This is a genomic window from Burkholderia stagnalis (genome assembly GCF_902830275.1).
Classification (GTDB): domain Bacteria; phylum Pseudomonadota; class Gammaproteobacteria; order Burkholderiales; family Burkholderiaceae; genus Burkholderia; species Burkholderia stagnalis.
Window position 1 is genome coordinate 125,176 of the sequence record NZ_CADESW010000001.1, and the last position, 25,919, is coordinate 151,094.

The 25,919-nt window shown below is 68.7% G+C and carries 23 protein-coding genes; 8 read left to right on the forward strand and 15 right to left on the reverse strand.

Annotation, left to right across the window (positions count from 1 at the left end; translation table 11 throughout):
• Window positions 1-147: 147 nt before the first annotated feature.
• Both glmS and HWY45_RS00525 read left to right on the forward strand, forming a co-directional pair.
• The gene (glmS, locus tag HWY45_RS00520) at window positions 148-1,971 is read left to right on the forward strand and encodes a glutamine--fructose-6-phosphate transaminase (isomerizing) (protein WP_059883110.1); all 1,824 of its coding nucleotides are present in this window, start codon (window positions 148-150) and stop codon (window positions 1,969-1,971) included.
• On the forward strand, window positions 1,971-3,233 hold the full coding sequence (locus HWY45_RS00525; protein ID WP_059883147.1) for a hypothetical protein: 1,263 nt from the start codon (window positions 1,971-1,973) through the stop codon (window positions 3,231-3,233). Before glmS ends, HWY45_RS00525 begins: the two co-directional genes overlap by 1 nt.
• 21 nt (window positions 3,234-3,254) lie before the next feature.
• Here the strand turns inward: HWY45_RS00525 and HWY45_RS00530 are convergent, their stop codons facing one another.
• The 3 genes from HWY45_RS00530 to HWY45_RS00540 are packed head-to-tail and all read right to left on the reverse strand — an operon-like array spanning window position 3,255 to window position 6,245.
• Window positions 3,255-4,514 carry a Zn-dependent hydrolase gene (locus HWY45_RS00530; RefSeq protein ID WP_059561518.1) on the reverse strand — a complete coding sequence of 420 codons (1,260 nt, stop codon included), beginning with the start codon at window positions 4,512-4,514 and terminating at the stop codon, window positions 3,255-3,257.
• Window positions 4,504-5,046, reverse strand: a complete 543-nt coding sequence (locus HWY45_RS00535; RefSeq protein ID WP_059808244.1) for an L-2-amino-thiazoline-4-carboxylic acid hydrolase — start codon at window positions 5,044-5,046, stop codon at window positions 4,504-4,506. Before HWY45_RS00535 ends, HWY45_RS00530 begins: the two co-directional genes overlap by 11 nt.
• Before the next feature lie 32 nt (window positions 5,047-5,078).
• Window positions 5,079-6,245, reverse strand: coding sequence for a branched-chain amino acid ABC transporter substrate-binding protein (locus tag HWY45_RS00540; RefSeq protein ID WP_059883112.1), 1,167 nt, complete (start codon window positions 6,243-6,245; stop codon window positions 5,079-5,081).
• Between the two features lie 177 nt (window positions 6,246-6,422).
• Between HWY45_RS00540 and HWY45_RS00545 the strand changes: the two genes are divergently transcribed.
• From HWY45_RS00545 to ahpF, 3 genes are all read left to right on the forward strand, one after another.
• On the forward strand, window positions 6,423-7,319 hold the full coding sequence (locus HWY45_RS00545) for a LysR substrate-binding domain-containing protein (protein WP_059808250.1): 897 nt from the start codon (window positions 6,423-6,425) through the stop codon (window positions 7,317-7,319).
• A gap of 126 nt (window positions 7,320-7,445) precedes the next feature.
• A complete protein-coding gene (gene ahpC / locus HWY45_RS00550; protein ID WP_010089952.1) occupies window positions 7,446-8,009 on the forward strand; it encodes an alkyl hydroperoxide reductase subunit C in 564 nt (187 codons plus the stop codon).
• Window positions 8,010-8,128: 119 nt separating this feature from the next.
• Complete coding sequence (ahpF, locus tag HWY45_RS00555) at window positions 8,129-9,724, forward strand: alkyl hydroperoxide reductase subunit F (protein ID WP_059883114.1); 1,596 nt, start codon at window positions 8,129-8,131, stop codon at window positions 9,722-9,724.
• A gap of 97 nt (window positions 9,725-9,821) precedes the next feature.
• On the opposite strand, the gene HWY45_RS00560 is transcribed toward ahpF, so the two are convergent.
• Entirely contained in the window at window positions 9,822-10,244 is a 423-nt protein-coding gene (locus tag HWY45_RS00560) for a VOC family protein (RefSeq protein ID WP_059883116.1), read from the reverse strand.
• 108 nt (window positions 10,245-10,352) lie between these two features.
• The gene (locus HWY45_RS00565; protein ID WP_059883118.1) at window positions 10,353-10,907 is read right to left on the reverse strand and encodes a carboxymuconolactone decarboxylase family protein; all 555 of its coding nucleotides are present in this window, start codon (window positions 10,905-10,907) and stop codon (window positions 10,353-10,355) included.
• Window positions 10,908-11,023: 116 nt separating this feature from the next.
• Here HWY45_RS00565 and HWY45_RS00570 point away from each other — a divergent pair, with 116 nt between their 5' ends.
• A complete protein-coding gene (locus HWY45_RS00570; RefSeq protein WP_060080839.1) occupies window positions 11,024-12,076 on the forward strand; it encodes an RNA-guided endonuclease InsQ/TnpB family protein in 1,053 nt (350 codons plus the stop codon).
• 40 nt (window positions 12,077-12,116) lie between these two features.
• Here the strand turns inward: HWY45_RS00570 and HWY45_RS00575 are convergent, their stop codons facing one another.
• The 6 genes from HWY45_RS00575 to HWY45_RS00600 form a co-directional block, all read right to left on the reverse strand.
• Window positions 12,117-13,451 carry an aspartate aminotransferase family protein gene (locus tag HWY45_RS00575; RefSeq protein WP_059884199.1) on the reverse strand — a complete coding sequence of 445 codons (1,335 nt, stop codon included), beginning with the start codon at window positions 13,449-13,451 and terminating at the stop codon, window positions 12,117-12,119.
• An 8-nt stretch (window positions 13,452-13,459) separates the two neighbouring features.
• Window positions 13,460-14,521 carry a C45 family autoproteolytic acyltransferase/hydrolase gene (locus HWY45_RS00580; RefSeq protein ID WP_059884200.1) on the reverse strand — a complete coding sequence of 354 codons (1,062 nt, stop codon included), beginning with the start codon at window positions 14,519-14,521 and terminating at the stop codon, window positions 13,460-13,462.
• 17 nt (window positions 14,522-14,538) lie between these two features.
• On the reverse strand, window positions 14,539-15,267 hold the full coding sequence (glnQ, locus tag HWY45_RS00585; RefSeq protein ID WP_059884201.1) for a glutamine ABC transporter ATP-binding protein GlnQ: 729 nt from the start codon (window positions 15,265-15,267) through the stop codon (window positions 14,539-14,541).
• Window positions 15,264-15,971, reverse strand: a complete 708-nt coding sequence (gene glnP / locus HWY45_RS00590) for a glutamine ABC transporter permease GlnP (protein ID WP_230942283.1) — start codon at window positions 15,969-15,971, stop codon at window positions 15,264-15,266. Before glnP ends, glnQ begins: the two co-directional genes overlap by 4 nt.
• A gap of 15 nt (window positions 15,972-15,986) precedes the next feature.
• Window positions 15,987-16,739: a glutamine ABC transporter substrate-binding protein GlnH gene (gene glnH, locus HWY45_RS00595; RefSeq protein ID WP_059884202.1), complete on the reverse strand. Its 753-nt coding sequence runs from the start codon at window positions 16,737-16,739 to the stop codon at window positions 15,987-15,989.
• A gap of 343 nt (window positions 16,740-17,082) precedes the next feature.
• Window positions 17,083-20,619, reverse strand: coding sequence for an ABC transporter ATP-binding protein/permease (locus HWY45_RS00600; RefSeq protein ID WP_059884203.1), 3,537 nt, complete (start codon window positions 20,617-20,619; stop codon window positions 17,083-17,085).
• A 120-nt stretch (window positions 20,620-20,739) separates the two neighbouring features.
• Between HWY45_RS00600 and HWY45_RS00605 the strand changes: the two genes are divergently transcribed.
• The gene (locus tag HWY45_RS00605) at window positions 20,740-21,690 is read left to right on the forward strand and encodes a LysR family transcriptional regulator (protein WP_059561574.1); all 951 of its coding nucleotides are present in this window, start codon (window positions 20,740-20,742) and stop codon (window positions 21,688-21,690) included.
• A gap of 68 nt (window positions 21,691-21,758) precedes the next feature.
• Here HWY45_RS00605 and HWY45_RS00610 read toward each other — a convergent pair whose 3' ends face one another.
• Window positions 21,759-22,130 carry an MAPEG family protein gene (locus tag HWY45_RS00610; protein WP_059808276.1) on the reverse strand — a complete coding sequence of 124 codons (372 nt, stop codon included), beginning with the start codon at window positions 22,128-22,130 and terminating at the stop codon, window positions 21,759-21,761.
• Between the two features lie 309 nt (window positions 22,131-22,439).
• Between HWY45_RS00610 and alr the strand changes: the two genes are divergently transcribed.
• Window positions 22,440-23,555: an alanine racemase gene (gene alr / locus HWY45_RS00615; protein WP_059884204.1), complete on the forward strand. Its 1,116-nt coding sequence runs from the start codon at window positions 22,440-22,442 to the stop codon at window positions 23,553-23,555.
• A gap of 64 nt (window positions 23,556-23,619) precedes the next feature.
• On the opposite strand, the gene HWY45_RS00620 is transcribed toward alr, so the two are convergent.
• From HWY45_RS00620 to HWY45_RS00630, 3 genes are all read right to left on the reverse strand, one after another.
• Window positions 23,620-24,414, reverse strand: a complete 795-nt coding sequence (locus HWY45_RS00620) for an enoyl-CoA hydratase (protein ID WP_059808281.1) — start codon at window positions 24,412-24,414, stop codon at window positions 23,620-23,622.
• 105 nt (window positions 24,415-24,519) lie between these two features.
• Window positions 24,520-24,885: a response regulator gene (locus tag HWY45_RS00625; protein ID WP_017329799.1), complete on the reverse strand. Its 366-nt coding sequence runs from the start codon at window positions 24,883-24,885 to the stop codon at window positions 24,520-24,522.
• Between the two features lie 29 nt (window positions 24,886-24,914).
• Window positions 24,915-25,874 (reverse strand): chemotaxis protein CheX, encoded by a 960-nt coding sequence (locus HWY45_RS00630; protein WP_059884205.1) that lies wholly within the window; start codon window positions 25,872-25,874, stop codon window positions 24,915-24,917.
• Between the last annotated feature and the right edge of the window lie 45 nt (window positions 25,875-25,919).

Here is a 25,919-nt window from a genome sequence, read left to right on the forward strand (position 1 = left end):
GCCCCGCGCGGCACCGCGCATGCCGCGACCGGCGCTGAACGGGATTCGCGAATCCTCCACCGATGCCGCGCGGGCGACAGCGCCTGCATTCGATTGCGCTGCCGCGCCGCCGGGCATTCCGATTACTTCTTCTGGGCGAGGTGAACCATGTGCGGAATCGTCGGAGCAAGCGGCCAGAACAACCAGGTGCCGCAACTGGTCAAGGCGTTGAGCCGGCTCGAATATCGCGGCTACGATTCATGCGGGATCGCGCTGCAAAGCGGCGGACACATCCGCAGCGAACGCACGCTGCGCCGTGTGACGGACCTGCAGGAACGCGTGACGACGCTCGGCCTCGAAGCGGGAACCTGCATCGCGCACACGCGCTGGGCCACCCACGGCGCGCCGTCCGAGACCAACGCCCACCCGATCATGTCGGGCGACACGATCGCGGTCGTGCACAACGGCATCATCGAGAACCACGACGCGCTCAGGGCCGAGCTGAAGCAGCGCGGCTATACGTTCCGCGGCGAAACCGACACCGAGGTAATCGCCCACCTGATTCACAGCGAGTACCGCGACGACCTGTTCGACGCCGTGACGCGCGCGGTCAAGCGCCTGCGCGGCGCCTATGCGGTCGCGGTGCTGAGCGCGCGCGAACCGCAGCGCCTGGTGGCCGCGCGCGCCGGCTCGCCGCTCGTGATCGGCATCGGCGCGCAGCAGAACTACCTCGCGTCCGACTGCGCGGCCCTCGGCGACCTGACCGACCGCTTCATCTACCTGGAGGACGGCGATATCGCGCTGATCACGCCGGAGCGCATTCAGATGGTCGACGCGATGGGGCGCGAAGCGAAACGCCCGCTGTGCCAGATCAAGGCGCGCGACGCCGAGGCCGGCCTCGGCCCGTACCAGCACTTCATGCAGAAGGAGATCTTCGAACAGCCGACGGCGATCGACAACACGCTGGCCGGCATCGATGCGATCTCCCCCGCATTGTTCGGCGCCGCGCGGGACGCGCACGCGCTGCTGTCGCGCGTGCGAAGCGTGCTGCTGCTCGGTTGCGGCACCAGCTATTACGCGGGGCTCACCGCGAAATACTGGCTCGAGGGCATCGCGGGCATCCCCGCGCAGGTCGAGATCGCGAGCGAATACCGTTACCGGGAATCCGTCGCGGATCCGCACACGCTGGTGGTCGGCATTTCGCAATCGGGCGAGACCGCCGACACGATCGGCGCGATCGAGCACGCGCGCGGCCTCGGCCAGGATCTGTCGCTGGCGATCTGCAACGTCGCGACGAGCTCGATCGCACGCGGCGCGTCGCTGCGCTTCCTGACGCAGGCCGGCACCGAGCTGGGCGTGGCATCGACCAAGGCGTTCACGACGCAGCTGGTCGCGCTGTTCCTGCTGACGCTGACGCTCGCACAATTGCGCGGCCGGCTCGACGCGGCGCGCGCGGCGGTCTACCTGCGGCAGTTGCGTGAGCTGCCCCCGCGCATCGGCCACGCGCTGGCGCTCGAGACGCAGGTCATGGGCTGGGCCGCCGATTTCATGCAGATGGAGAACGCGCTGTTCCTGGGCCGCGGCATTCATTTTCCGATCGCGATGGAAGGCGCGCTGAAGCTCAAGGAGGTGTCGTACATCCACGCCGAGGGCTACCCGGCCGGCGAGCTGAAGCACGGCCCGCTCGCGCTCGTGACCAGCACGATGCCGGTCGTCACGATCGCGCCGGACGACGGCCTGTTCCAGAAGCTGAAATCCAACATGGCCGAAGTGCGCGCGCGCGGCGGGCGACTCTACGTGCTGGCGGGCAGCCAGCTCGAAATCGACGACGCCGACGACACGCGCGTGATCCGCCTGCGCGAACCCGGCGACGCGCTGTCGCCGATCATGCACGTGGTGCCGTTGCAACTGCTCGCCTATCACGTCGGTTGCGCACGCGGCGCCGACGTCGACAAGCCGCGCAACCTCGCCAAATCGGTGACCGTCGAATGATGCGGCGGGCAGTGCGGATCGCTGCTGCTGCGGCCTGCGTCGGCGGCTGTCTCGCCGCGGCGTCGGGCCTCGCGCCGCAACACGCGCTCGCCGGCGCGGCCACGCCGCACAAGGCGGCGCCCCGCCCGGCGCCCCAGCAGAAGGACAGCGGCGATCCGCGGCGCTTCATGCACGGCATCGGCATGGCCAACGCCGGCAACGGCAAGCGCTGGGTTTTCTTCAGCAGCTCCGGCCTCCCGCCGCATGGCGCGCTGCCGAACGGCAACTGGCCGCACGACGTGTACGTCGGCGAATGGTCACCCGGCAGCGCGCATCTCGCGCATGTGCGCGTCTTCATCCGGCGGCCCGAGGCGCAGGAGCCCGTATCGATCGCGCAGAACGCGCGCGGCGACATCTTCGTCACGTTCGAGGACGGCTGGAACGCGCCGCAGGAAGTGAGCCAGCGGTACGGCGTGTATCGGCGCGACCTGACGCCGGTGAAGCCCTACCCGAACGACGTCGAATCGGGCGGCCATTCGGGGCACGCGGCCACGGCCGGCGAGCGCTTCGTGGTGTTCTATTCCGCCGACTGGGTCGACGGCGGCGGCGTCGACAACCTCGGCACCGGCGGCGGCGTCTATCTGAAGACCTACGACGCCGCCGGGCGGCTGCTGAACCGCGTCGCCGTCGCGCCGCACAGCCGCGAGTGGTGGCCCGTGATTGCCGGCTCGCCGCACCGCGCGTTGCTGGTCTGGCAGAAATACATCGAGGGCAGCACGAACGCGAAGCTCGAATACGCGCTGTTCGATCCCGAAACGGCCAGGCTGGAGAAACTTGGCGAATTGAGCGACGCGATTCGGTACTACGTGTACGCCGCGGCCTATGTGCCCGCGATCGACCGCTTCATCGTCGTCGCCACGACGGCGAACGACCGCGGCGTCGCGATGCTGATCGATCCGGACGGCCGCCGCACGGCGAGCCGGGATTGCCTGCCGGCCACGGTGCGCGAATCGGGCGTGGCCGTCGCCGGCGCCAGCGCGTATGTGCCGACGCAGGACGGGCGGCTGCTGGCGCTCGCGCTTGCGCCCGAACAGATCACCGCGCGTGGCGCGCAGCGCGCGCCGATTCCGTGGGGCACCACCGGCATCGTCGGCTTTCCGGCCAGCGACACGGCGCTGCACTTCGTGTCGCTGACGCCGTCGGGCGTGCGGGAAGCCGATGTCGAACCGGCGCGGGAAACCGCGCTCGAAAAGCCCGACGAACCGTGCGCCGCCCGTCAATGACGGCGCGTCGCCGGGCCCTCGTCAGGCGCCCGGCTCCTGCGCGCTGCGCAGCACCGCACGCAGCAGCACGTCCGCCCCCGCCGTCGCCCATTCGGGCGTGATCGCCTCGGCTTCGTTGTGGCTCAGCCCGTCGACGCACGGCACGAAGATCATCCCGGCCGGCGCCACGCGCGCGAGATAGCACGTGTCGTGGCCCGCGCCGGACACGATGTCCATGTGCGGCAGCCCGAGCGCGTCGGCCGCGTCGCGCACCGCGTCGATGCAGCGCGGCGCGAACGGTATCGGCGGATACGTGAAGATCTGCTCGATCTGCGCGCCGAGGCCCGCGTCGGCCGCCACGCGCGCGAGTTCCGCGCGCAGCGCCGCATCCAGCGCATCGAGCACCGCGTCGTCCGGATGCCGGAATTCGACCGTGAAGAAGCAGCCGCCCGGCACCGTGTTGCGCGAGTTCGGCCGCGCCTCGATCATCCCGACCGTCGCGCGCGCATGCGGCGCGTGGCGGCGCCCGAGCGCATCGACGAACTCGATCATCCGCGCCGCGCCGACCAGCGCGTCGCGGCGGAATGCCATCGGCGTCGTGCCGGCGTGCGCGTCGACGCCGCTCAGCGTCACCTCGTACCAGCGCTGCCCCTGCCCGCCCGTGACGACGCCGATCGTTTTCCCGGCGCGCTCGAGAATCGCACCCTGCTCGATGTGCAGCTCGTACACCGCGTGCACCGGATAGCCGCCGACGGGCTCGCTGCCCGCATAGCCGATCCGCGCCAGTTCCGCGCCGATCGTCCTGCCCGCGGTGTCGGTGCGCGACAGCCCGTAGTCGAGCGTATAGACGCCCGCGAACACGCCGGCCGAGACCATCGCCGGCGCGAAGCGCGAGCCTTCCTCGTTGGTCCAGATCACGACGTCGATCGGCCGCTCGGTCTCGACGCCCGCGTCGTTCAGCGCGCGCACCACTTCGAGCCCGCCGAGCACGCCGTAGATGCCGTCGTAGCGGCCGCCGGTGGGCTGCGAATCGGCGTGCGAGCCGGTCATCACCGGCGCGGCGCCGGGGTTGCGGCCCGCGCGGCGCGCGAACACGTTGCCCATCCGGTCCACCCGCACCGTGCAGCCGGCGTCGCGCGCCCATTGCACGAACAGGTCGCGCGATTCGCGGTCGAGGTCGGTCAGCGCGAGCCGGCACACGCCGCCCTTCGGCGTCGCGCCGATCTGCGCCATCCGCTCGAGCGAAGCCCACAGACGTTCGCCGTCGACGCGCGGCACGCTCATGGTGTCGTCACGCCGCATCGCCCGCTCCTTGCGTGCCGGCCTGCGCGGTTTCCTGCAGCCGATAGCGGAAATCGCAGCGCTGGCCGCCCTGCATGATCGTGCTGGTGCGCGTGAGCGCGATGCGCGGGTCGTAGCCCTGGATGAAATAGCTGTCGCGCGCGCAGCTCAGCAGGTGGCCGATCTCGCCGAGCCCCATCGCGTGATACATCTCCGCGTAGCTGCAGCGGTGCACGTCGTAGTCGTAGTGCGCGTCGTCCACGCGCTGCACCTCGACGTCGAGCGCATCGTCCTTCTCCCACAGCACCTGCAGCGCAACGAACGACTTCACGCTCGTGCCGTCGGGTTCCTGCGCGGCGAACGTGCGGCCGGCGTCGACGGCCGCGCCGCGCACCGCTTCCGCGATCACGGCCTGCGCGCGCTCGGCGCCGAATTCGCGCTTCATGATCTCGTAGATCGGCTTGATGATTTCCGCTTCGATGCGGCGCCGCGCGAGAATGCCGAGGCGCGCGTCCTCCGTGGTGGCGGCCTGGGCCTGGGTCGGTTCGGTCATGGGGATCGTCTCCTGCAAGGCAGTCGTTTCGTTTACTTCGTCGCGGTGCGCGTGCCGCCGAGCACGTCGACGACGGTCCACTTGCCGCCGCGCACCTGGTAGATCGTGAAGGCCGGGTTCTTCAGGTTGCCCGCTTCGTCGAACGCGATCGCGCCGGTCACGCCGGATCGATTGATCGCATGCACCGCCGCGACCAGCTTCGCGGGCTGCGTCGTGCCGGCCTGTTGCGTGGCCGCGATCAGCGTCGCCGCCGCGTCGTAGGCGAACGGCGCGTGCAGCTCGATCGGCTGGCGGTAGCGCGCCCGGTACTGCGCGTCGAACGCGCCGCCGCCCGGCATCCGCGCGAGCGGCAGGCCCGGTTCGAGCGCGGTCACGCCGTCGCCGTCCTTGCCCGCGAGCGACAGGAAGGTCTGGCTCACGAAGCCGCCCGCGCCGAGCAGCGGCGCGTTCACGCCGAGCTGGCGCATCCGGCGCGCGATCGGCGCGGCCTGCGCGTCGAGCCCGCCGAAGAACACCAGATCCGCGCGCTTGCCCTTGATCGCGGTCAGCACGCCGCTGAAATCGGTGGTCTTGTCGTTCACGTACTGGCGATCGACGATCGTGCCGCCGTTCGCCTCGACGCCCTTGATGAACTGCGTGGCGAGGCCCGAGCCGAACGACGTGCGATCGTCGATCACCGCGATGCGCTTCGCCTTCAGCGTCTTCACCGCATAGGCGCCCGTGTACATGCCGCCCGCGTCATCGTGGCCCATGATGCGGAACGCCGTCGTGTAGCCTTGCTGCGTGTACTGGTGGCCGGTGGACGCGGGTGCGATCTGCGGAATGCCCGCGTCGCGATAGACGCGCGACGCCGGCACGCTGCAGCCCGTGTTCCAGTGGCCGACGACGCCGGCCACGTGCTGGTCGACGAGCTGCTGCGCGACCGTGACGGCCGTGCGCGGATCGGATTGATCGTCGGCCGCGACCAGCTTGTAGACGACCGGCTTGCCGCCGACGCTCGGGTGCTTCGCGTTCGCGTCGTCGATCGCGAGCTGCGCGCCGTTGCGCAGATCCTGGCCGATCCGCGCGGACGGGCCGGTCAGCGGCGCGGCAAGGCCGATCAGGATCGTCTGCGGCGCGGCTTGCGCGAGGGCGGGCGCGGAAGCGATCAGCGCGGCGGCGGACAGCGCGAGGCTGGCGGGAACGAAGGAGATTTTCATGTGGAGGATCGGGGGAATCGAATCAAAACATGAAAAATATTAAAGAGTTGATGCCTGCACCCCAAATATCCAATTGTTGGATGCTTATGCCATTCCCGACACAATAGCTCAAACGCCTGTAAACACAAGATATTTTATGTTTGCCGCCCGCCTCGACTTTTCGATAAAATTCCATACATGAAAAATATCGAACAATTGCCACATGATCCGCCGCTGCGCGCGGTCCGCGCGTTCGAGGCGTTCGCGCGCCTCGGGTCGGTCACCGCGGCGGCGGCCGAACTCGACATTACGCCGTCGGCGGTCAGCCACCAGCTGCAATTGCTGGAGGCGTTCATCCAGACGCCGCTGACGGTGCGCGAGGGGCGCTTGCTCGCGCTCACCGACGAAGGGCGCGACTATTACCGCTCGATCAGCGCCGCGTTCTCGGTGCTGCGCAGCGCGACGCGCTTCGTGCGCGACCGCTCGTCGCTGCGGCAAATCACGATCAGCCTGATACCGCTGTTCGGCATCGGCTGGTTCATCCCGCGCCTGCACGGGTTTCTCGCGGACAACGCCGACGTCGACGTGACGGTGCTGTACGCGAACCATCGCTACTATCGCAGCGACGCATCGGATCTCTCGATCCGCTTCGGCACCGGCGACTGGCCCGGCTACCGCTGCGAGCGGCTGCTGCCGGGCGCGATGGCGCCGATGTGCAGCCCGTCGTTCCTGCAGCGCCACGGGCCGTTCCGCACGCCGGCCGATCTCGCGCACGCGCCGCTCGTGCACGACGAGGATCGCAGCACGTGGGTCAACTGGCTGCAGGGCGCGGGCGTGTCGCACGTATCTCACGCGGTCGGGCCGATGTTCGAGGACGGGCAGCTGACGCTGAGCGCGGCGCGCGCGGATCTCGGCGTCGCGCTGCTGCGGCCGCCGCTCGTCGAACGCGAACTCGCGAGCGGCGCGCTCGTGCGGCTGTTCGAGCACGCGCTCGACGACGGGCGCGACTACTACCTGTGCACGCGCGACGATGCGGACTTGCCGGATGGCGCGCAGCGGCTGGCGGCGTGGTTGCGGAGGATGGCGGCGGAATGACGCACCCCCACCGGCACGCATAGAAATTCCCGATGCCGCGGATTGAAACAAGCAATTTCACAAACTCAGGGTGAACCCGGATACTGGCGTCACTCCATTCACTCCCGACGCAAAGGAAATCACAAGATGCCGATCATCAACACCCAAATCAAACCGTTCAAGGCAACCGCATACCACAACGGCGATTTCGTGCCCGTCTCCGACGAGAACTTCAAGGGCAAGTGGTCCGTCGTCGTGTTCTACCCGGCCGACTTCACGTTCGTCTGCCCGACCGAGCTGGGCGACCTCGCCGACCGTTACGCGGAATTCCAGAAGCTGGGTGTCGAAATCTACGCGGTGTCGACCGACACGCATTTCACGCACAAGGCATGGCACGACACGTCGGACACGATCGGCAAGATCAAGTACCCGATGATCGGCGACCCGACGCTCACGCTGTCGCGCAACTTCGACGTGCTGATCGAGGAAGAAGGGATGGCGCTGCGCGGCACGTTCGTGATCAACCCGGAAGGCGAGATCAAGCTGTGCGAGATCCACGACAACGGCATCGGCCGCGACGCGGGCGAACTGCTGCGCAAGGTGCAGGCTGCGCAATACATCGCGGCGCATCCGGGTGAAGTGTGCCCGGCCAAGTGGACCCCGGGCGCGGAAACGCTGACCCCGTCGCTCGACCTGATCGGCAAGATCTGACGATCGCCCCGCGCGCCCCACACGAGGCGCGCAGCGGCGGGCTGCCGCATCGCGCAGCCCGCCCGCCCCTTCGGCACGACGTGCCCGACCATAATCATTAATACGGAATCCGAATCGCCATGCTCGACGCCAATCTCAAGAACCAACTCAAAGCGTACCTCGAAAAGATCACGCGCCCGATCGAACTCGTCGCGTCGCTGGACGACAGCGCGAAGTCGCAGGAGCTGTTTGCGCTGCTGAACGAGATTGCGTCGCTGACGGCTCGCGTGACCGTCGTCGAACGCCGCGGCGATGCCGAGCGCACGCCGTCGTTCACGATCGGCGAACCGGGCAAGCCGGCCGGCATCCGTTTCGCCGGCATCCCGATGGGCCACGAATTCACGTCGCTCGTGCTCGCGCTGCTGCAGACGGGCGGCCACCCGATCAAGCTCGACGACGACGTGATCGAGCAGATCCGCGCGCTCGACGGCGATTACGCGTTCGAGACGTATTTCTCGCTGTCGTGCCAGAACTGCCCGGAAGTCGTGCAGGCGCTGAACGTGATGTCGCTGATCAACCCGCGCATCCGTCACGTCGCGATCGACGGCGCGCTGTTCCAGGATGAAGTCGAGGCGCGCCAGATCATGGCGGTGCCGACCATGTTCCTGAACGGCGAAACGTTCGGCCAGGGCCGCAGCAGCGTGAAGGAAATCCTCGCGAAGCTCGACACGGGCGCCGGCGCCCGCGCCGCGAAGTCGCTCGAGAACAAGCCCGTGTTCGACACGCTGATCGTCGGCGGCGGCCCGGCCGGTGCGGCGGCCGCGATCTACTCGGCGCGCAAGGGCATTGCGACGGGCGTCGTGGCCGAGCGTTTCGGCGGCCAGGTGCTCGACACGATGGCGATCGAGAACTTCGTGTCGGTGCAGGAAACCGAAGGGCCGACGTTCGCGACGGCGCTCGAGCAGCACGTGAAGCAATACGACGTCGACATCATGGACGTGCAGCGCGCCGAGGCACTGATTCCCGGCGACGTGCACCAGATCCGCCTCGCGAACGGCGCCGTGCTGAAGGCGAAGACGATCGTGCTCGCTACCGGCGCGCGCTGGCGCGAAATCAACGTGCCGGGCGAGCGCGAATACCGCAACCGCGGTGTCGCGTACTGCCCGCACTGCGACGGCCCGCTGTTCAAGGGCAAGCGCGTCGCGGTGGTCGGCGGCGGCAACTCGGGCGTGGAAGCCGCGATCGACCTGGCCGGCATCGTGAAGGAAGTCACGCTGGTCGAATACGGCGCGCAACTGCGCGCGGACGAAGTGCTGCAGCGCAAGCTGCGCAGCCTGCCGAACGTGACCGTCGTCACGCAGGCCCAGACGACCGAGCTGACCGGCGACGGCAGCAAGCTGAACGGCCTCGTCTACACGGATCGTCAAACGGGCGACGTGAAGCGCATCGAGCTCGAAGGCGTGTTCGTGCAGATCGGCCTCGTGCCGAACACCGAATGGCTGAAGGGCACGATCGAACTGTCGAAGCACGGCGAGATCGTCGTCGATGCGCGCGGCGCGACGTCGGTGCCCGGCGTGTTCGCGGCCGGCGACGTGACGACGGTGCCGTTCAAGCAGATCGTGATCGCGGTCGGCGAAGGCGCGAAGGCCTCGCTCGGCGCGTTCGATCACCTGATCCGGCAGGATGTCGCGGCGGCCGCGCCGCAGCCGCGGGCCGAGGAAGCCGTGGCCGCGTAATACACAAGGTGTCTCTCTTGGCCCCGCATGCCCTGGTCGGTGTGCGGGGTCCTTTTTTTATCGATTTTTACCTGCTCACCGCGCGAACGGGCGGCGCTCAATCCTCGGGAACGAAGGCGGGATTGAACACGATCTCCCACAGATGGCCGTCGGGATCCTGGAAATAGCCGGCGTAGCCGCCCCAGAACGTCTTGCCGGCCGGCTTCACGAGCCGCGCGCCGGCGGCGAGCGCCTGCCGCATCACGTCGTCGACTTCCTGGGTGCTGCCGACGTTGTGGCCGATCGTGAACTCCGTCGCGCTGCGCGCGGCAACCGGCAGTCCGCTGTCGTGCGCGATGTCGTGACGACCAAAGAGCGCCAGCTTCAGGCCGCTCTGGAGATCGAAGAACGCGACCGCGCCATGTTCGAATTCCGTGCCGATGATGCCGTCCGTCGCCAGGCCCAGGCCGTCGCGATAAAACCGCACGGCCGCGTCGAGATCGTCGACGCCGATTGTCAGCACGCTGATTCTGGGTTTCATTTCCCCGCCTCCGATGTCCGATGCCGCCCGTTCGATGCGGAAACGGGCGCCGAACGCGCATCGTAATCGATCGCCGAAGTCGCTGCCCGCCACGCGGTGCCGCGGCGATCACTCCGGAAACGGCAACTCCGTCTGCCCTTCCGCGCGCATGCCGAACGTGTTGAGCGTCATCGCCACGAGCGCGTAATAGCCGAGCAGCGCGACGAGGTTGACCACGACCGCGTGCCCGAAGCGCTCCTCCGCGCGTGCGAACGTCGCATCGCTGACGCGCCGCGTGTCGTACAGCTCGTTCGCGAACGCGTAGACCAGCGCATCGTCGTCGGACTCGAACCCGGGCTCGACGCCGTCGCGGATCGCTTCCGCGGTCGCGGCCGGCAGGCCGGCGTCGAGCGCGATCGGATGATGGATGTGCCATTCCGCCTGCGAGCGCCAGCGCGCGGCGGTGACGAGGATCGCCAGCTCCGACAGGCGCAGCGGCAAGCCGGTGCGATACCGGCAGAATGCACCGAGGCGCTGCGCGTGCTGCGCGAGCTCGGGGCTCGCGATCCAGCCGAGGAACGGGCCGTTCAGGTTGCCGCGCGGGCCGCTGAGGATTTCGTCGAGCACGGCCTTCTGCGCATCGGTCGCCGATGCCGCGTCGAACGGGGGGAGTCTGTCGGTCATCAGTTGCTCTGAGAAACCTCGCCATTTCCATCAAGGGGACTTCCTTCGGGGCGCATGGCGGGGAGGAAAGGAGCGCGCTTGACAGGCAGCTTCTTCCATTGGTTAGGATAGCCGGCATGATCCTTGTTTACCGCTACCGGGTGAAGTCGCTCAACGGACTGCTGAACCAGCAGAGCCGAGCGGTGAACTACGTGTGGAACTTCTGCAACGACACGCAGAAGCACGCGCTCAAGTGGCGCAAGAAATGGCCGACGGGGTTCGACCTGAACGTGCTGACGACCGGCAGCAGCAAGGCACTCGGCATCCACTCCGGCACGGTCAACGCGACGTGCGAGCAATACGCGAAGTCGCGCAGCCAGCGTCGTCGCCCGTACCTGCGCTATCGCGGCCGGAAGTCGCTCGGCTGGGTGCCGCTGAAGGGCCGTGACCTGAAGCGCGAGGGCAACGCGTTTCGCTTTGCCGGCCACACCTTCCGCGTGTTCAGCAGCCGCCCGCTTCCCGACGGCAAGATCAAGGACGGCACCAACTTCGCGCAGGATGCGCGCGGCCACTGGTTCCTCAACATCGTGATCGAGATACCGGATGTTCCGGCCCGCCCGATCCGTTCCGGCGTCGGTATCGATCTCGGCCTGAAAGACTTCGCCACACTTTCGACCGGCGAAAAACTGCCTAATGACCAGTTCGGCCGGCGCGCGGCCGACAAGCTGGCGAAAGCGCAGCGGGCACGCAAGCACAAGCGGCATATCGCGAAGCTGCACGCCAAAGTGGCGAATGCCCGCGCCGACTTCCAGCACAAGCTCGCGCTCGATCTGGTGCGGCGATTCGATTACATCGCGGTCGGAAATGTGTCGGCCTCGAAACTCGCCGAAACCAGGATGGCGAAGAGCATCTACGACGCATCCTGGTCGTCCTTCCGAAACAAGCTCCGTTACAAGGCGATCGCGCACGGAGCCACGTTCGAGGAAGTGGACGAAAGCGGTTCGACCCAGTCCTGTTCGGCGTGCGGGTCGAAAGACAGCACGACGCGGCCGAAAGGTATCGCGGGACTGCGAACAAGAGAGTGGGCCTGCGATGGCTGTGGTGTCGTGCATGATCGTGATACCAACGCTGCGTTGAACATTCTCCGATGCGGACGTGCATCGCCAGTGGTGGGAATCGCCCGCATTTAGGCGGGCGAGGACGTCAAGAAATTTCCGTCTGCTGATTCCGTCATGCGCGAACCGACGCGATCGCCGCGTCGACCGCCGCCGCAAGACGCTCGACGATGGTCTCGATCTGCCGCGCCGTGCAGATGAACGGCGGCGCGATCAGCACGTGATCGCCCTGCCGCCCGTCGATCGTACCGCCCATCGGATACACCATCAAGCCGCGCTGCATCGCCTCGCGCTTGATCACCGCGTTCAGCTTCAGCGCCGGATCGAATGCCGCCTTGCTGTCGCGGTCGCGCACGAATTCGACGCCGACGAACAGCCCCCGCCCGCGCACGTCGCCGACGTGGGGATGCGCGGCATAACGCTCGCGCAACGACGCGCGCAACTGCTCGCCGCGCGCCTGCACGTTGTCGAGCAGCTTCTCGTCGGCGATCACGCGCTGCACTTCGAGCGCGGCCGCGCAGGCCGTCGCATGGCCGATGTACGTGTGGCCATGCTGGAAGAAGCCCGACCCGCCGACGATCGTCCGGTAGATCTCGTCGCTGACAAGCGTCGCGCCGATCGGCTGGTAGCCCGCGCCGAGCCCCTTCGCGATCGTCAGCAGGTCCGGCGCGACGCCGTCCTCCTCGCAGGCGAACAGGTAGCCGGTGCGCCCCATCCCCGACATGATCTCGTCGAGGATCAGCAGCACGCCGTACTTGTCGCACACCGCGCGAATCTTCTTCAGGTAGGTGCGCACCGGCGGCACCGCGCCGGCCGTCGCGCCGACCACCGTCTCCGCGACGAACGCGGCGACGCTGTCCGCGCCGAGCGCGAGGATCTTCCGTTCGAGTTCGTCCGCAAGACGCTGCGCGAACGCTTCCTCGGTTTCGTCCGCGCGCTGCTCGCGATACGCGTAGCACGGGCTCACGTGATGCGCTTCGATCAGGATCGGCAGGAACGGCTCGCGCCGCCACGCGTTGCCGCCGATCGCGAGCGCGCCGAGCGTGTTGCCGTGGTAGCTCTGGCGGCGCGCGATGAAGTGGCGCCGCTGCGGCTCGCCCTTCTCGACGAAATACTGGCGCGCGAGCTTGAGCGCCGCCTCGATCGCCTCGGAGCCGCCCGACACGAAGTACACGTGATCGAGCCCGGCCGGCGCGGCGTCGACGAGCCGGTCGGCCAGTTCCTCGGCCACGTCGGTCGTGAAGAACGACGTGTGCGCGTACGGCAGCTGCTGCGCCTGCCGCTTGATCGCATCGATCACGCGCTGGTTGCTGTGCCCGAGGCACGACACGGCCGCGCCGCCGCATGCGTCGATGTAACGCTTGCCGGTGGAATCGATGATCTCGATGCCGTCGCCGGCCACGGCGACAGGCAGGGTCGCGCGGGGCGCGCGATGGAAAACGGTAGTCATGCGTTGCCTCATTGAATGGATCGGGACGCGTCTGCCGCGCGTCTGTCCGGCACGATGCGCGTCGCGAAGCGCTGCGTGCCGTGTTGATGAACCGTCATGTCGATGCCCGCGTCGCGGATCGCGAACACCGCGGTGGCGAGCGTGTTCTCGTCGTCGGGATCGTGCGGATCGTCGCGATAGATCGGCAGGCCTTCCGGCGCGCGATCGCCGAGCACGCGCAACAGCGCGGCTTCGTCGATCGCATCGATGCCGGGCGCGAGCGCGTCGACGCGCCGCTGGCGATCCGCCGACGACTGCGTGACGATCTGCGCTTCCGCGTCGCAGCCCGCATGCACCATGTGATTCGCATGGCCGGACAGCCGCGCGACGTCGATCACCGAGCAGCGCGCGACGCTCGCCTCGATGCTCAGCAGCCGCGCGTCGCCGGTCGCACCGAGCGTGTGATGAAAGCCGCTCGCCCGCGCATGCGTGCGCAGCACGTCCACGGCCGCATCGAGCGACGCGGCGTCGAGCACCGCGCGCGCGAGGATCATGCGCGGCACGCCAACAGCCGGCGCCTTGATGCGCAGGTTGTTGATCGCCTGCGCGATGCCCGCGCGATTCGCGGCAAACGTGTGGCCCGGCAGCGAGCCCGGGTAATAGAAGCTGATGAAACCGGGCTTGCCGGTGGGCCGCACGTCGACGAGCAGGCAGCGCTCGCGCAGGTACGGATCGCCGTCCTCGTTGTGCGCGATCCAGCGCGCGCCGTCGGCGCCGCGCGCGGCCAGCGTCGTGCAGCCGTCCGGCGCGTTATGGATCAGCTCGCCGCGGCAATTCCACAGAAAAACGTCTTCCGCCGGCCAGCCGAGACCGGCCGCCATGCCGTCGAGCTCCGCGACGAGATCGGGATACGCGGCGAGCGCCGCCTGCCGCAGCGCCTGCACGAACGGACGGCCGCGCCAGCGGCTGACCGCCTGCCACGCGCTGCTCTGCTGCATGTACGCGTCGAACACCGGGCGCGCGAGTTCGCCGAGGCGCACGCCGATGTCGAACGGCGTGCCGGCGATGACGGGAGAAAGGGAAAGCGGCATGTCGAACGTTGGCGTGCTCAGGACACGTGTTTCAGGAATTCCTTCAGGCGCGGCGTCGGCGGCCGGTCGATCAGGTCGGCCGGGTGGCCGTCCTCGGCGATGCCGCCCTGATCCATGAACAGCAGCCGCGTGCCGACCCGCTTCGCGAAGCCGATCTCGTGCGTGACGACGATCATCGTCATCCCCTCGTTCGCGAGATCCTGCATCACTTTCAGCACTTCGTGGCGCAGTTCCGGATCGAGCGCGGAGGTCGGCTCGTCGAACAGCATCAGCCGGGGCCGGATCGCGAGCGCGCGCGCGATCGCGACGCGCTGCTGCTGGCCGCCCGACAGCTCCGACGGGTAATGATTCGCGCGCGATTCGAGGCCGACCTTGTCGAGCAGCGCCATCGCCTGGTCGCGCGCGTCGGCGCGCGACGCGCCGCGCACCTGCATCGGCCCGAACATCACGTTCTCGAGCGCGGTCATCTGCGGAAACAGGTTGAACTGCTGGAACACCATGCCGGCCTCGAGGCGGATGTTGCGGATCGTCGCCGCGTTGCCGCGCACGCTCTGGCCGTCGACGAGCAGCTCGCCGCCCGTGATCTTCTCGAGCGCGTTGATACAGCGCAGCATCGTCGACTTGCCCGAGCCCGACGGGCCGATCACGACCACGACCTCGCCCGCGTCGATCTTCAGGTCGATGTGATTCAGCACCGGCACGTGGCCGAAGCTCTTCGACACGTTCTGGAATTCGATCATGCTCATAGGATCCTCATCCGCTTCTCGACCACACGCAGCGTCAGCGTCATCGCGCCCGTCAGCATCAGGTAGATGGCCGCCACCGCAGTCCAGATCTCGACCGCCTGGAAATTGCCCGCGATGATCTCCTGCCCCTTGCGCGTCAGCTCGCCGACGCCGATCACGATGAACAGCGACGTATCCTTCAGGCTCACGATGCACTGGTTGCCGAGCGGCGGAATCAGCCGCCGGAACGCCAGCGGCCCGACCACCTTCAGCAGCACGCGCGGCATCGACAGCCCCATCGCGAGCCCCGCTTCCGTCAATCCCTTCGGGATCGACAGCAGCGCGCCGCGCACCACTTCCGCGAGATACGCGCCGGAGTTCACGGTGATCGCGATGATCGCGGCCGTCAGCCCGTCGATGCGGATGTGCGCGAGCAGCGGCAGCGCGAAATACAGGAACATCACCTGCACGACGATCGGCGTGCCGCGGATCAGCTCGATGTACACCTGCGCGAGCACGTTCATGAACTTCGGCCCGTACGCGCGGAACATGCCCGCGACCATCCCCACGACGAAGCCGCCCAATAACCCGAACAACGCGATGAACACCGTCAGCCGGACCCCTTCCATCAGGTCCGGCAGCGCCGCCCAGATCGCTGACCAATCGAAATTCACTTGCCGCTCCCCATTCGATTCAAGACCGGCGCGGCCCGAGGGCCGCGCCACCGTGCGCCGTCACGCTCACATCTTCGGCGGCTCGGCGCCGAACCATTTCTTGTAGATCTGCGCGTAGCGGCCGTCGGACTTGATCTTCACGAGCGACGCGTTGACCTTCGGCACGAGCGGGCTGCCCTTCGGGAAGCCGATCCCGTACTTGTCGCCGCTCACCGGCTGGCCCGCGACCTTCACCTTGCCCTTGCCTTCGTTGTTCACGAAGAACAGCACGTTCGGCGTGTCGTGCATGGCGGCGTCGACGCGGCCGGCCTCGAGCGCGAGGTACGCCTGGTCGATATTCGGAAACTGGCGGAGCTCCTTCGGCTTCAGGTGCGCCTTGATCCAGTCGATCGTTGCGGTGCCCGTCTTCGCGGCGATCACCTTGCCGTTCAGGTCGTCGATCGACTTGATCGCCGTGTTGTCCGTCTGCACCATCGCCGCGAGGCCGCTGTCGTAGTACGGCGCGGAGAAGTCGATCGCCTTCCTGCGCTCTTCCTTGATCGTCATCCCCGACAGCGCGACGTCGATGTTCTGCGTCTGCAGCGCTGGAATCAGGCCCGCGAAATCCATCGGCTGGATCGTGTATTTCCAGCCCTGGTCCTTCGCGATCTCCGCCCACAGGTCGAGATCGAAGCCGACGTACTTGTCGCCCTGCTTGAATTCGAACGGCATGAACGACGTGTCGGTGCCCACGACGAGCGTTTTCGTGTCGGCATGGGCAAGGCCCGCGCCGAGCATCGCGACGACCACGGCAGTTTTCAGGAAGGAACGGCGACTCATGGCATTTCTCCGCATTGATTGGCGATGGGCCCGGCACCTCGGCCGGGTGAAGCGACGAACAGCAAGCCGCACCGCAACATGCGATGTCGAATTAGAACGTAGTGCAACATGTGTTGTCAACGCCGATACTACGACAACAAAAAAATGTGCAACAGGCAAATGCATGGAGACAAACCCGAACCGGGTTGATCGGAGGAATGGGCGGTATGGCGGGAGAAAGGCGTCCGGGGCGGGCCGGGCGGGAATGGGTCGGGCGGGAATGGGCCCGGCGGCAGCACGCCGGGCGGGCGCGCGCACGGGTGAAGCGAGGACGCCGGCCGGCGGCGCCCCCATGGTGTTGCGATCAGGCCGCGATCCCGCTCGCCTGATGCGCGACGAGGCGGGCATACGCGCCCTGCCGCGCCATCAATTCCGCGTGGCGGCCGGCCTCGACGACCTTGCCGTGCTCGATGACGAGGATCAGGTCCGCGTTCCGGACGGTCGACAGCCTGTGCGCAATGATGATCGACGTCCGCTGCGCCATCAGGCCCTCCAGCGCCGCGCGAATCTGCTGCTCGCTGATCGTATCGAGGTGCGAAGTCGCCTCGTCGAGAATCAGCACCGGCGCATCCTTCAGGAATGCGCGGGCGATCGCCACGCGCTGGCGCTGGCCGCCCGACAGCTGCACGCCGCGCTCGCCGACGCGCGTCGCGAGCCCGTCCGGCAGCCGCGCGACGAACTCGCCGAGCGCCGCGTGGTCGATCGCGCGCTGCACGTCCGCTGCCGATGCATCGTTCGCGGCGAGCCGGATGTTGGCTTCGAGCGTGTCGTTGAACAGATAGGTATCCTGCGCGACGAGCGCGATGTGCTGCCGCAGATCGTCCAGCCTCAAGTCGCGCAAGTCGACGCCGCCGAGCGTCACGCGCCCGTGCTGCGGATCCCAGAAGCGCAGCAGCAGGCTCGCCACCGTCGATTTGCCTGCGCCCGACGGGCCCACCAGCGCAACCGTGCTGCCGGGCGGCACGTCGAAGCTCACCCGGTCGATCGCGGGCACGCCGCGGCCCGGATACGTGAAGCGCGTTTCCTCGAAGCGCACCGTTGGATGGCCGGGCATCGCCTGCGTGCCGTCGACGACCGTCACCGGTTCCTTCTCGAGCGCGCGCAGCCGCCGCGTCGACGCGATCGTGTCGGCGAGCTGGCGCGCGACCTGGCCGATCTCAGCCACCGGCATGAACGCGGCCACCGCGACCAGCACCAGCAGCGGCAACGCTTCGCGCGGGAACCCGCCGTGCGCGCACAGCAGCGCACCGAGCGCCGCGATGGCCAGCCCGCCGAGCCCGCTCGCGATTTCGAGCGCGGCGCTTTGCGCCGACAGATCGTCGAGCAGCTTCGCACGCTGCTTGCCGTACGCGTCGACCTCGGCCACGAACGCTTCCCTGCGGCGGGCGAGCGCCTGGAACGCGGTGAGCTCCGCAAGCCCCTGGATCGTTTCGGTCAGGTGCGCGCCGAGCTGGCCGAGCGCGTCGCGCGCACGGCTGCCGAGGCGGTCGACGTCGCGACGCGCCAGCACCGGCGCGAGCCCGGCCCACAGCAGGAACGGCAGCAGCACGAGCGCAAGCGGCCACGCCACCGACGCGAGCAGCGCCAGCACGCCGGCCGGCACGAGCAGCGCGACGAAGGCCGGCGCGAGCGTGTGCGCATAGAAATACTCGACGGTCTCCACGTCCTGCGTCGCCAGCGCGACCAGGTCGCCGGAACGGCGGCGCAACAGCCCGGCCGGCGCGAGGCGTTCGAGCGTCGCGAACAGCGCGATGCGCATCTCCGCGAGCAGCCGGTAGGCCATGTCGTGCGCGAGCCACGATTCGAGCCAGTGCAGCACGGCGGCGAGCGGCGCGACGGCCAGCAGCGCCGCGACGAGCGCCGCGCTCGGCTGCCCCGCCGACACGGCCCCGACCACCCGCGCCCCGATCACGCCGACGCCGATGAACCCGAGCACCCGGCCGATTCCGCACAGCACGGTCAGCGCGACCTTGCCCTTCCACGGGCGCACGAAGCGCAGCAGCGTCCGCAGCGTTTCCGGCCAGCCGATCGTCGCGGCATCGTCGTCCAGCGGCCGGACCTGCGGGCCCGCCGATGCGCGCGCGGCGGCGCCGGCCGTCGCCGCCGCGCCGACGGCGTCGGCCGCCGCCTCGAGCTGCGGCCCCATCAGCCGGCAATAAGGGCCGTCGCGCGCGATCAGCGCCGCGTGCGTGCCCGTGTCGACCACCTGCCCCTGGTCGAGCACCAGGATGCGGTCGGCGCCGATCACGCTCGACAGCCGATGCGCGAGCACGAGCGTCGTGCGGCCGCGCGTGAGCCGGTCGAGCGCCTGCTGGATCAGCGCTTCGTTTTCCGCATCGACGGACGACAGCGCCTCGTCGAGCAACAGGATCGGCGCGTCGCGCAGCAGCGCGCGGGCGATCGCGATGCGCTGGCGCTGGCCGCCCGACAGCATCAGCCCGCGTTCGCCGATGCGCGTCGCGTAGCCGTCGGGCAGCGCCATGATGAAATCGTGCGCGTTGGCGGCGCGCGCGGCCGCGATCATGTCGGCGTCGCTCGCATCGGGCCGGCCGAGCCGCAGGTTGTCGGCGACGCTGCCGTCGAACAGCGTCGCATCCTGCGCGACGACCGCGATCATCTCGCGCACCTGGTCGGGGTCGAGCGCGCGCACGTCGTGGCCGCCGATGCGGATCGCGCCGCCCTGCGCATCGTGCTGGCGCAGCAGCAGCCGCACGATGGTCGACTTGCCCGCGCCGCTCGGGCCGACGATCGCGACGGTCTCGCCTTCGCGCACGGCGAAGCTCAGCGCCGCGTGCGCATCCGCGCGCCGCCCCGGATAGGCGAAGCGCACGCCGTCGAAGACGAGCTCCGGCCGCAGGCCCGTCACGCGCGGCGCGGCGGCGGGTGCCGTGCCGGGCGCGTCGAGCAGCGCGTGGATCGCGTTCGCCGCCGACTGGCCGATCATGCCCTGATGCAGGACGCCGCGCAGGTCGCGCAGCGGCCGGAAGATTTCGCTGCCCGCCATCAGCACGATCAGCAGCGCCTCGAGGCTCATGTCGCCGTGCCGCACGCGCCATGCGCCGACCGCGATGGCCGCGGCCGCGCCGAGCCCCGTGCCGAGATCGGTGAAGAAGCGCGTCAGCAGGCCGAGCGCGAGCACCCAGAAGGTGCTGTCGGACAGCGCGCGCGCCTTGCGCGCCAGCTTCTCGCCGAACGCGGCGCCCTGCCCGAACGCCTTCAGCGTCGGCAGGCCCTGCACCGCGTCGAGGAACTCCTCGCCGAACGCGTTGAACGCTGCCGAGCGTGCGAGCGCCGCGCGCCGGTCGGCGCGATGCACGAGCTGCGGCAGCGCGAGCGTGACGAGCGCACCGGCCAGCAGGATCGCGGCCGTCGGCACGTCCCACCATGCGAGCACCGCGAAGATCATCACGGGTGCGCACGCGGCGATCACGAGCTGCGGCAGGTAAACGCCGAAGAAGGTCTGCAGCTGCTCGACGCCGTCGACGACGGCGAGCATCACGCCGCCCGTGCGTTCGCCGCTGAACCACGCGGGGCCGAGCGCGGCGATCCGGTCGAACAGCCGCGCGCGCAGCCGGGCCTGCACCTGCCCGGCCGTGTGCTGCGCCAGCACCGTGCGGCGATGGTCGAGCCATGCGCGCAGCAGCACGCAGGCCGCCGTCGCCGCAGCGGCCCCGGCGATGCTGCGCACCGGCGCGCCGTTGAAGACGAGCGCCAGCATGCGCCCGAGAAAGACGAAACGGAGGATGCCGACACCCATCGCCACGAGCCCGAGCGCGACCGCCGCGGCCACCCGCCAGCGCACCCCCGCCATCATCGCCCATAGTCGTCCATCGAAATACATGCGTGCCCTCCGGTCGGTTTTCGTTACGGTTTTTCTTGACCGGACAGAGGCTACGCGCGCCGTCGCCACGCGGCAAAAGATGATTTTTCAAGGGGTGTTGAGTCAACTACAATACCCCGCATGTCGCAGCACCTCCCTCCCCTTGGCGCACTGCGTGCCTTCGAAGCGGCCGTCCGCCTCGGCGGTTTCGCACGCGCGGCGGCCGAGCTGAACGTGTCGACCAGCGCGGTCAGCCACCAGATCCGTGCGCTCGAGGAAGCGCTCGGCGCGCGGCTGCTCGAACGCAGCACGGGGCTCGGCGGCATTGGCCTCACGCCGGCCGGCGCGCGCCTGCTGCCAGCCGTCAGCGACGCGCTGTCGCGCCTCACCGACGCCTGCGCGGAGATTCGCGGCACCGCGCACCGGTTGACGGTGTCCGCCAACGCGCCGTTTTCGTCAATGTGGCTTGCGCGCCGCCTCGCGGAATTTTCATCCCTTCATCCCGAAACGCCGCTGCATGCGGTCGTGCTCGACGACGAGCCCGATTTCGCACGCGGCAGCGTCGATCTGGCGATCGTGCACGTGCCGGCGCACCGGCTGACGGCCGACGACGACGTGCTGTTGCAGGAGAGCGTGTTTCCGGTGTGCAGCCCCGAGCTGTATCCGTTCGCGTCGGGGGCCGTGTGCCGCTGCCGGCTGCTGCAGGAAATGCACGAGAACAGCCCCGAGATCGACTGGCGCAACTGGTCGGCGGAGTTCGGCCTGCCGGGCGACTTCGAGACGAAAATCGTCCGTTACAGCAGCTTCAGCCAGGTGATCGGCGCCGCCGTCGGCGGCGCGGGCATCGCGCTCGGCCGCGCGCCGCTCATCGAGCCGGAATTGCGCAGCGGGCGTCTCGTGCCGCTCGTGCGGGGCCTGGAGCGCGCCGCGTCATGGCGTTTCGTGCTGCGGCGCAATCCGTCCACGCGGCATCGGCTGCTCGATCCGCTCGTCGCATTCCTGCGACAGGAAGCGGCGGCGACGCCGGTCGCCGCCACGATGGTTGCGCCCGCATCCAATGATGCGCATGCGAGAAACGCGGGCGGCGCATAACGCGCGACCGGCCCGCCAATGAAGGAAGCCGGCGCGGGCGATACCGCCCTGCCGCCGGCCCCGCGCGGTCACGGCGCGGCGAAGAACAACCCGACGACGCAGGCCATGCCGGCAAACCAGGTGAGCGAGCGCAGCGCGGCCCAGTTCAGCAGATACAGCAGCGAGTAAACCACACGGATCACGACGAACGCGATCGCGAGCTGGTCGACGCGATGCGCGTTCGCGCCTGACTGCCATGCAATGACGAGGCCGGCCGTGAACAGCGCGAGCGCCTCCCATCCATTGTGGTGCGCGGCCGCCGCGCGGGCGCGCCAGCCTTCGAGCTTCGCGAGGTAGTCGCGCGGCGCGTGGTTGTCGTAGCCCTTGTTCGCCTTCGCGAGCAACGTCAGCGGGAACGGCAGCACCGCCACGATGAACAGGCACAGCTGGGACGTGGTCATCTAAGCCTCCTCCTTTTGTTTACATCGTTCAATGACAAGATCGCCGAGAGCTTAGCATCGCGCCGCCGCAATCGCGCACCGGTTTTCTAGACGGGGGACTCTGCCGGACGGCCGCCGGCCCTGCTTCTCCGGCCATGCGCCGCAAAAACTTCCACCAAATTGCCGACAAATACGTTAATTAAAACTGGTCATTCCCCAATACCATAGCGCTCGACACTGGCCGGATGCGCTCCGACGCCAGACCTGCTCACCCGCGCGGCGCGCCATCGCGGCGCTGCGCTTCGATCGACATCCGCCCGAGCCCACGCCATGCCCCGTCCCATCGTCGCCCATATTCGTCCCGACGCCGTCCGCCACAACCTCGAATTCATCCGCCGCACCGCTGCGCAGTCGCGCGTGTGGGCCGTCGTCAAGGCCAACGCGTACGGCCACGGCATCGAGCGGATCTATCCGGGCCTCGCGCCGGCCGACGGCATCGCGCTGCTCGATCTCGACGAAGCGGTGCGCGTGCGCGCGCTCGGCTGGGACAAGCCCGTGCTGCTGCTCGAAGGGATCTTCGAGCCGGACGACGTCGAGCTGGCCGAGCGCCACGAGCTCACGGTGACCGTCCACTGCGACGAACAGCTCGACCTGCTGATCGCCGCGAAGCCGCGGCGGCCGATCGACATCCAGCTCAAGATGAATTCCGGCATGAACCGGCTCGGTTTCCGCCCGGCCGCGTTCCGCGCCGCGTGGGAGCGCGCGGCGGGCGCGCCGTCGATCGGCAGGATCACGCTGATGACGCACTTCGCGAACGCCGACGAGGGCGAGATCGACTGGCAGCTCGACCAGTTCGACGCGGCGGCGGCCGGCATCCCGGGCGAGCGCTCGGTGTCGAACTCGGCCGCCGTGCTGTGGCACCCGCGCGCGCACCGCGACTGGGTGCGCCCCGGCACGATCCTGTACGGCGCGTCGCCAACCGGCGCAGCGCGGCACATCGCCGACACGCCGCTGCTGCCCTCGATGACGCTGACCAGCAAGCTGATCGGCGTGCAGACGCTCGCGCCGCAGGAAACTGTCGGCTACGGCCGCCGCTTCACGGTCGAGCAGCCGATGCGCGTCGGCGTGGTCGCGTGCGGCTATGCGGACGGCTACCCGCGCCACGCGCCGGCCGGCACGCCGATCGCGGTGGACGGCGTGCCGACGCGCGTCGTCGGCCGCGTGTCGATGGACATGCTGACCGTCGACCTCACGCCCTGTCCGAATGCCGGCATCGGTTCGCACGTCGAGCTGTGGGGCGACCAGGTGAAGGTCGATGACGTCGCCGAAGCGAGCGGCACGATCGGCTACGAGCTGATGTGCGCAGTTGCACCGCGCGTGCCGGTCGTGGTCGTGCCACCGGGCGCGTCGGCGGCGCCGCTGCGCACCGGCAGCTACGGGCGGTAAGTCGGACGTCGGACGTCGCAGCGCTACGCAGCGCCGCGACGGCCCGCTTCATGCGCCGCGCGCGTCAGCTGCGCCAGCGCGGCGCGCGTTTCTCGAGGAACGCGTCGATGCCTTCGCCCGCATCCTCTTCCATCATGTTGCGCGCCATCACGTCGCCCGCGTACGCATACGCGTCGTCGAGCGTCATCTCGCGCTGCCGGTAGAACATCGTCTTGCCGTAGCGCACCGCGGCCGGGCTCTTCGCGACGATCTCCGCGACCTTGCGCGCGACGGCCGCATCGAGCGCATCTTCCGGCACCGATTCATTCACGAGGCCCCATGCGGCGGCCGTCGGCGCATCGACGAAGCGCCCCGTCACGAGCATGTCGAACGCGCGCTTCGCCGTCACGTTGCGGCTCAGCGCGACGGCCGGCGTCGAGCAGAACAGCCCCACGTTGATGCCGGACACCGCGAAGCGTGCCGTGTCGGCCGCGATCGCGAGATCGCACGCGGCGACGAGCTGGCAGCCCGCGGCCGTCGCGATGCCGTGCACGCGCGCGATCACGGGCACCGGCAACGCGCGCATTGCGAGCATCACGCGGCTGCATTGCGCGAACAGCGCGCGGTAGTAGTCGAGGTCGGGCTTGCCGCGCATCTCGCGCAGGTCGTGACCCGCGCAGAACGCCTTGCCTTCGGCCGCGAGCACGACGCAGCGCACGTGCGGATCGGCGGCGAGCGATTCGAATGCGTCGTGCAGGCTCGCGAGCATCGCCTCGGACAACGCGTTGAATTGCCGGGGCCGGTTCAGCCGCAGCGTGACGACGCCGTCGTGGGCTTCGCGCAGCAGGATGGGGTCCGACGAAGAGGGATTCGCTTCCATGATGGGTCCACCTGATTGAAATCGATCGCGGTGCGCTAACGGATCAATATAGTCCAATCGGGGCCCCGGTGGAGGCTGCCGCTTCAGCGCGGCAGCTACGCGCCCTCACCCCGCCAGCTTCTTCAGCGCCTCCACCACCGCATCGCCCTTGAACGGCTTCACGATCCAGCCCTTCACGCCGGCCGCCTTGCCGCGCTCCTTCATCGCCGGGCTGCTTTCCGTGGTCAGCATCACGACGTTGACCGCCGCGTTCGCGAGCTCGCCGCGAATCTTCTCGACCATCGTCAGGCCGTCCATGTTCGGCATGTTGACGTCGCTGATCACGAGCCGGATGCCGGGCGTCGCCTTCAGCTTCGCGAGCCCGTCCTTGCCGTCCACCGCCGTCGCAACATCCAGCCCGTGATTGCGCAGGAAGCCCGCGACCTCGTCGCGCACCGTGCCCGAATCGTCCACCACCAGAATCTTTGCCATGCGAGTTTCCCCTTCTCTTGCTTGAATGCCTAGAACAATTCGAGTTCGCCGGACTCGACCATCGGGCCGACGTCCTGCACCGATTCACGAAAATCCTCCGGCGACCAGCTCAGGCTGAACACGAAACGCTGGTCGATGCACACCGCCTGCCCCGTTGCCGGATCGGTCATCCAGTACTTGAAGCAGAGCTGCGGGCAGTCGCCGCCGAACGAGATGAATTTCTGCTTGTGATTGACGAGCAGCGGCACTTCCGCCTGATGGCGCGCGAGCGCCTCCGCGTCGCCGAGGTAGCGGTTCTTGAACGCGCCCCACACGAGGTTGGTCAGCTCGCCGAGCACGCCGTTCACGTCGCGGAAATCCGGCGTGCGGCCGTCGGCGCGCACGCCGCCGAGCCTGTCGAGCAGCGGCTGCTCGCTCGTCTGCAGCATCATGTAGCCGCGGCACCACGCGCTCTCCAGCGCGATCAGGCTGAACACCTCGCCGAAGATGATCTGGTCGCGCACGATGCACGGCGTGTCGCAGCGGATCGTCATGCCCGGAAACAGGCCGTCGAGCCGCGCCTCGGTGATCTCCGCGATGCCGCGCACGAGTGCGTTCGGATAGTCGCGGCTGAAGATGAATTCGTCGATCACGCGCCGCAGCGGCGTCATGTCGTCGGCGACGTAGGTCGCGCACGCGACGCGCGCGAGCGCGTCCGGCAGGCCGTCGCGCGACGCGTGCGCATCGCGGCGCAGGATGATCGGCAGCTCCGGGCGCAGCGCGTCGATCTGCGTCGCGACGATCGCGCTCTCTGCGCACGAGCCGCCGTAATCCTCGGCGAGCAGGATCGCGCCGAGATCGATGTTCGAGCGCAGCACCTGCAGCAGCCGGTTGCGGCGCACCGTCAGGCCGATCAGGTTGTGGTCGTCGCAGAAGCGCTTGATCGCGTCCGCGTGCGCGCGGCTGTCATCGAGCACGAGCACCTTGCTGACGGGTTTGCCTTCGGTCATGGCGCGGATTCCTTGGGTTCGGTTTCGTCGACCGGTGCGGTCAAA

What these genes read in the sequence shown, in the direction of transcription:
- glmS (WP_059883110.1), top strand. Translation starts at nt 148, where the DNA reads ATGTGCGGAATCGTCGGAGCAAGCGGCCAGAACAACCAGGTGCCGCAA.
- HWY45_RS00525 (WP_059883147.1), top strand. Translation starts at nt 1,971, where the DNA reads ATGCGGCGGGCAGTGCGGATCGCTGCTGCTGCGGCCTGCGTCGGCGGC.
- HWY45_RS00530 (WP_059561518.1), bottom strand. Translation starts at nt 4,514, where the DNA reads ATGCGGCGTGACGACACCATGAGCGTGCCGCGCGTCGACGGCGAACGT.
- HWY45_RS00535 (WP_059808244.1), bottom strand. Translation starts at nt 5,046, where the DNA reads ATGACCGAACCGACCCAGGCCCAGGCCGCCACCACGGAGGACGCGCGC.
- HWY45_RS00540 (WP_059883112.1), bottom strand. Translation starts at nt 6,245, where the DNA reads ATGAAAATCTCCTTCGTTCCCGCCAGCCTCGCGCTGTCCGCCGCCGCG.
- HWY45_RS00545 (WP_059808250.1), top strand. Translation starts at nt 6,423, where the DNA reads ATGAAAAATATCGAACAATTGCCACATGATCCGCCGCTGCGCGCGGTC.
- ahpC (WP_010089952.1), top strand. Translation starts at nt 7,446, where the DNA reads ATGCCGATCATCAACACCCAAATCAAACCGTTCAAGGCAACCGCATAC.
- ahpF (WP_059883114.1), top strand. Translation starts at nt 8,129, where the DNA reads ATGCTCGACGCCAATCTCAAGAACCAACTCAAAGCGTACCTCGAAAAG.
- HWY45_RS00560 (WP_059883116.1), bottom strand. Translation starts at nt 10,244, where the DNA reads ATGAAACCCAGAATCAGCGTGCTGACAATCGGCGTCGACGATCTCGAC.
- HWY45_RS00565 (WP_059883118.1), bottom strand. Translation starts at nt 10,907, where the DNA reads ATGACCGACAGACTCCCCCCGTTCGACGCGGCATCGGCGACCGATGCG.
- HWY45_RS00570 (WP_060080839.1), top strand. Translation starts at nt 11,024, where the DNA reads ATGATCCTTGTTTACCGCTACCGGGTGAAGTCGCTCAACGGACTGCTG.
- HWY45_RS00575 (WP_059884199.1), bottom strand. Translation starts at nt 13,451, where the DNA reads ATGACTACCGTTTTCCATCGCGCGCCCCGCGCGACCCTGCCTGTCGCC.
- HWY45_RS00580 (WP_059884200.1), bottom strand. Translation starts at nt 14,521, where the DNA reads ATGCCGCTTTCCCTTTCTCCCGTCATCGCCGGCACGCCGTTCGACATC.
- glnQ (WP_059884201.1), bottom strand. Translation starts at nt 15,267, where the DNA reads ATGAGCATGATCGAATTCCAGAACGTGTCGAAGAGCTTCGGCCACGTG.
- glnH (WP_059884202.1), bottom strand. Translation starts at nt 16,739, where the DNA reads ATGAGTCGCCGTTCCTTCCTGAAAACTGCCGTGGTCGTCGCGATGCTC.
- HWY45_RS00600 (WP_059884203.1), bottom strand. Translation starts at nt 20,619, where the DNA reads ATGTATTTCGATGGACGACTATGGGCGATGATGGCGGGGGTGCGCTGG.
- HWY45_RS00605 (WP_059561574.1), top strand. Translation starts at nt 20,740, where the DNA reads ATGTCGCAGCACCTCCCTCCCCTTGGCGCACTGCGTGCCTTCGAAGCG.
- HWY45_RS00610 (WP_059808276.1), bottom strand. Translation starts at nt 22,130, where the DNA reads ATGACCACGTCCCAGCTGTGCCTGTTCATCGTGGCGGTGCTGCCGTTC.
- alr (WP_059884204.1), top strand. Translation starts at nt 22,440, where the DNA reads ATGCCCCGTCCCATCGTCGCCCATATTCGTCCCGACGCCGTCCGCCAC.
- HWY45_RS00620 (WP_059808281.1), bottom strand. Translation starts at nt 24,414, where the DNA reads ATGGAAGCGAATCCCTCTTCGTCGGACCCCATCCTGCTGCGCGAAGCC.
- HWY45_RS00625 (WP_017329799.1), bottom strand. Translation starts at nt 24,885, where the DNA reads ATGGCAAAGATTCTGGTGGTGGACGATTCGGGCACGGTGCGCGACGAG.
- HWY45_RS00630 (WP_059884205.1), bottom strand. Translation starts at nt 25,874, where the DNA reads ATGACCGAAGGCAAACCCGTCAGCAAGGTGCTCGTGCTCGATGACAGC.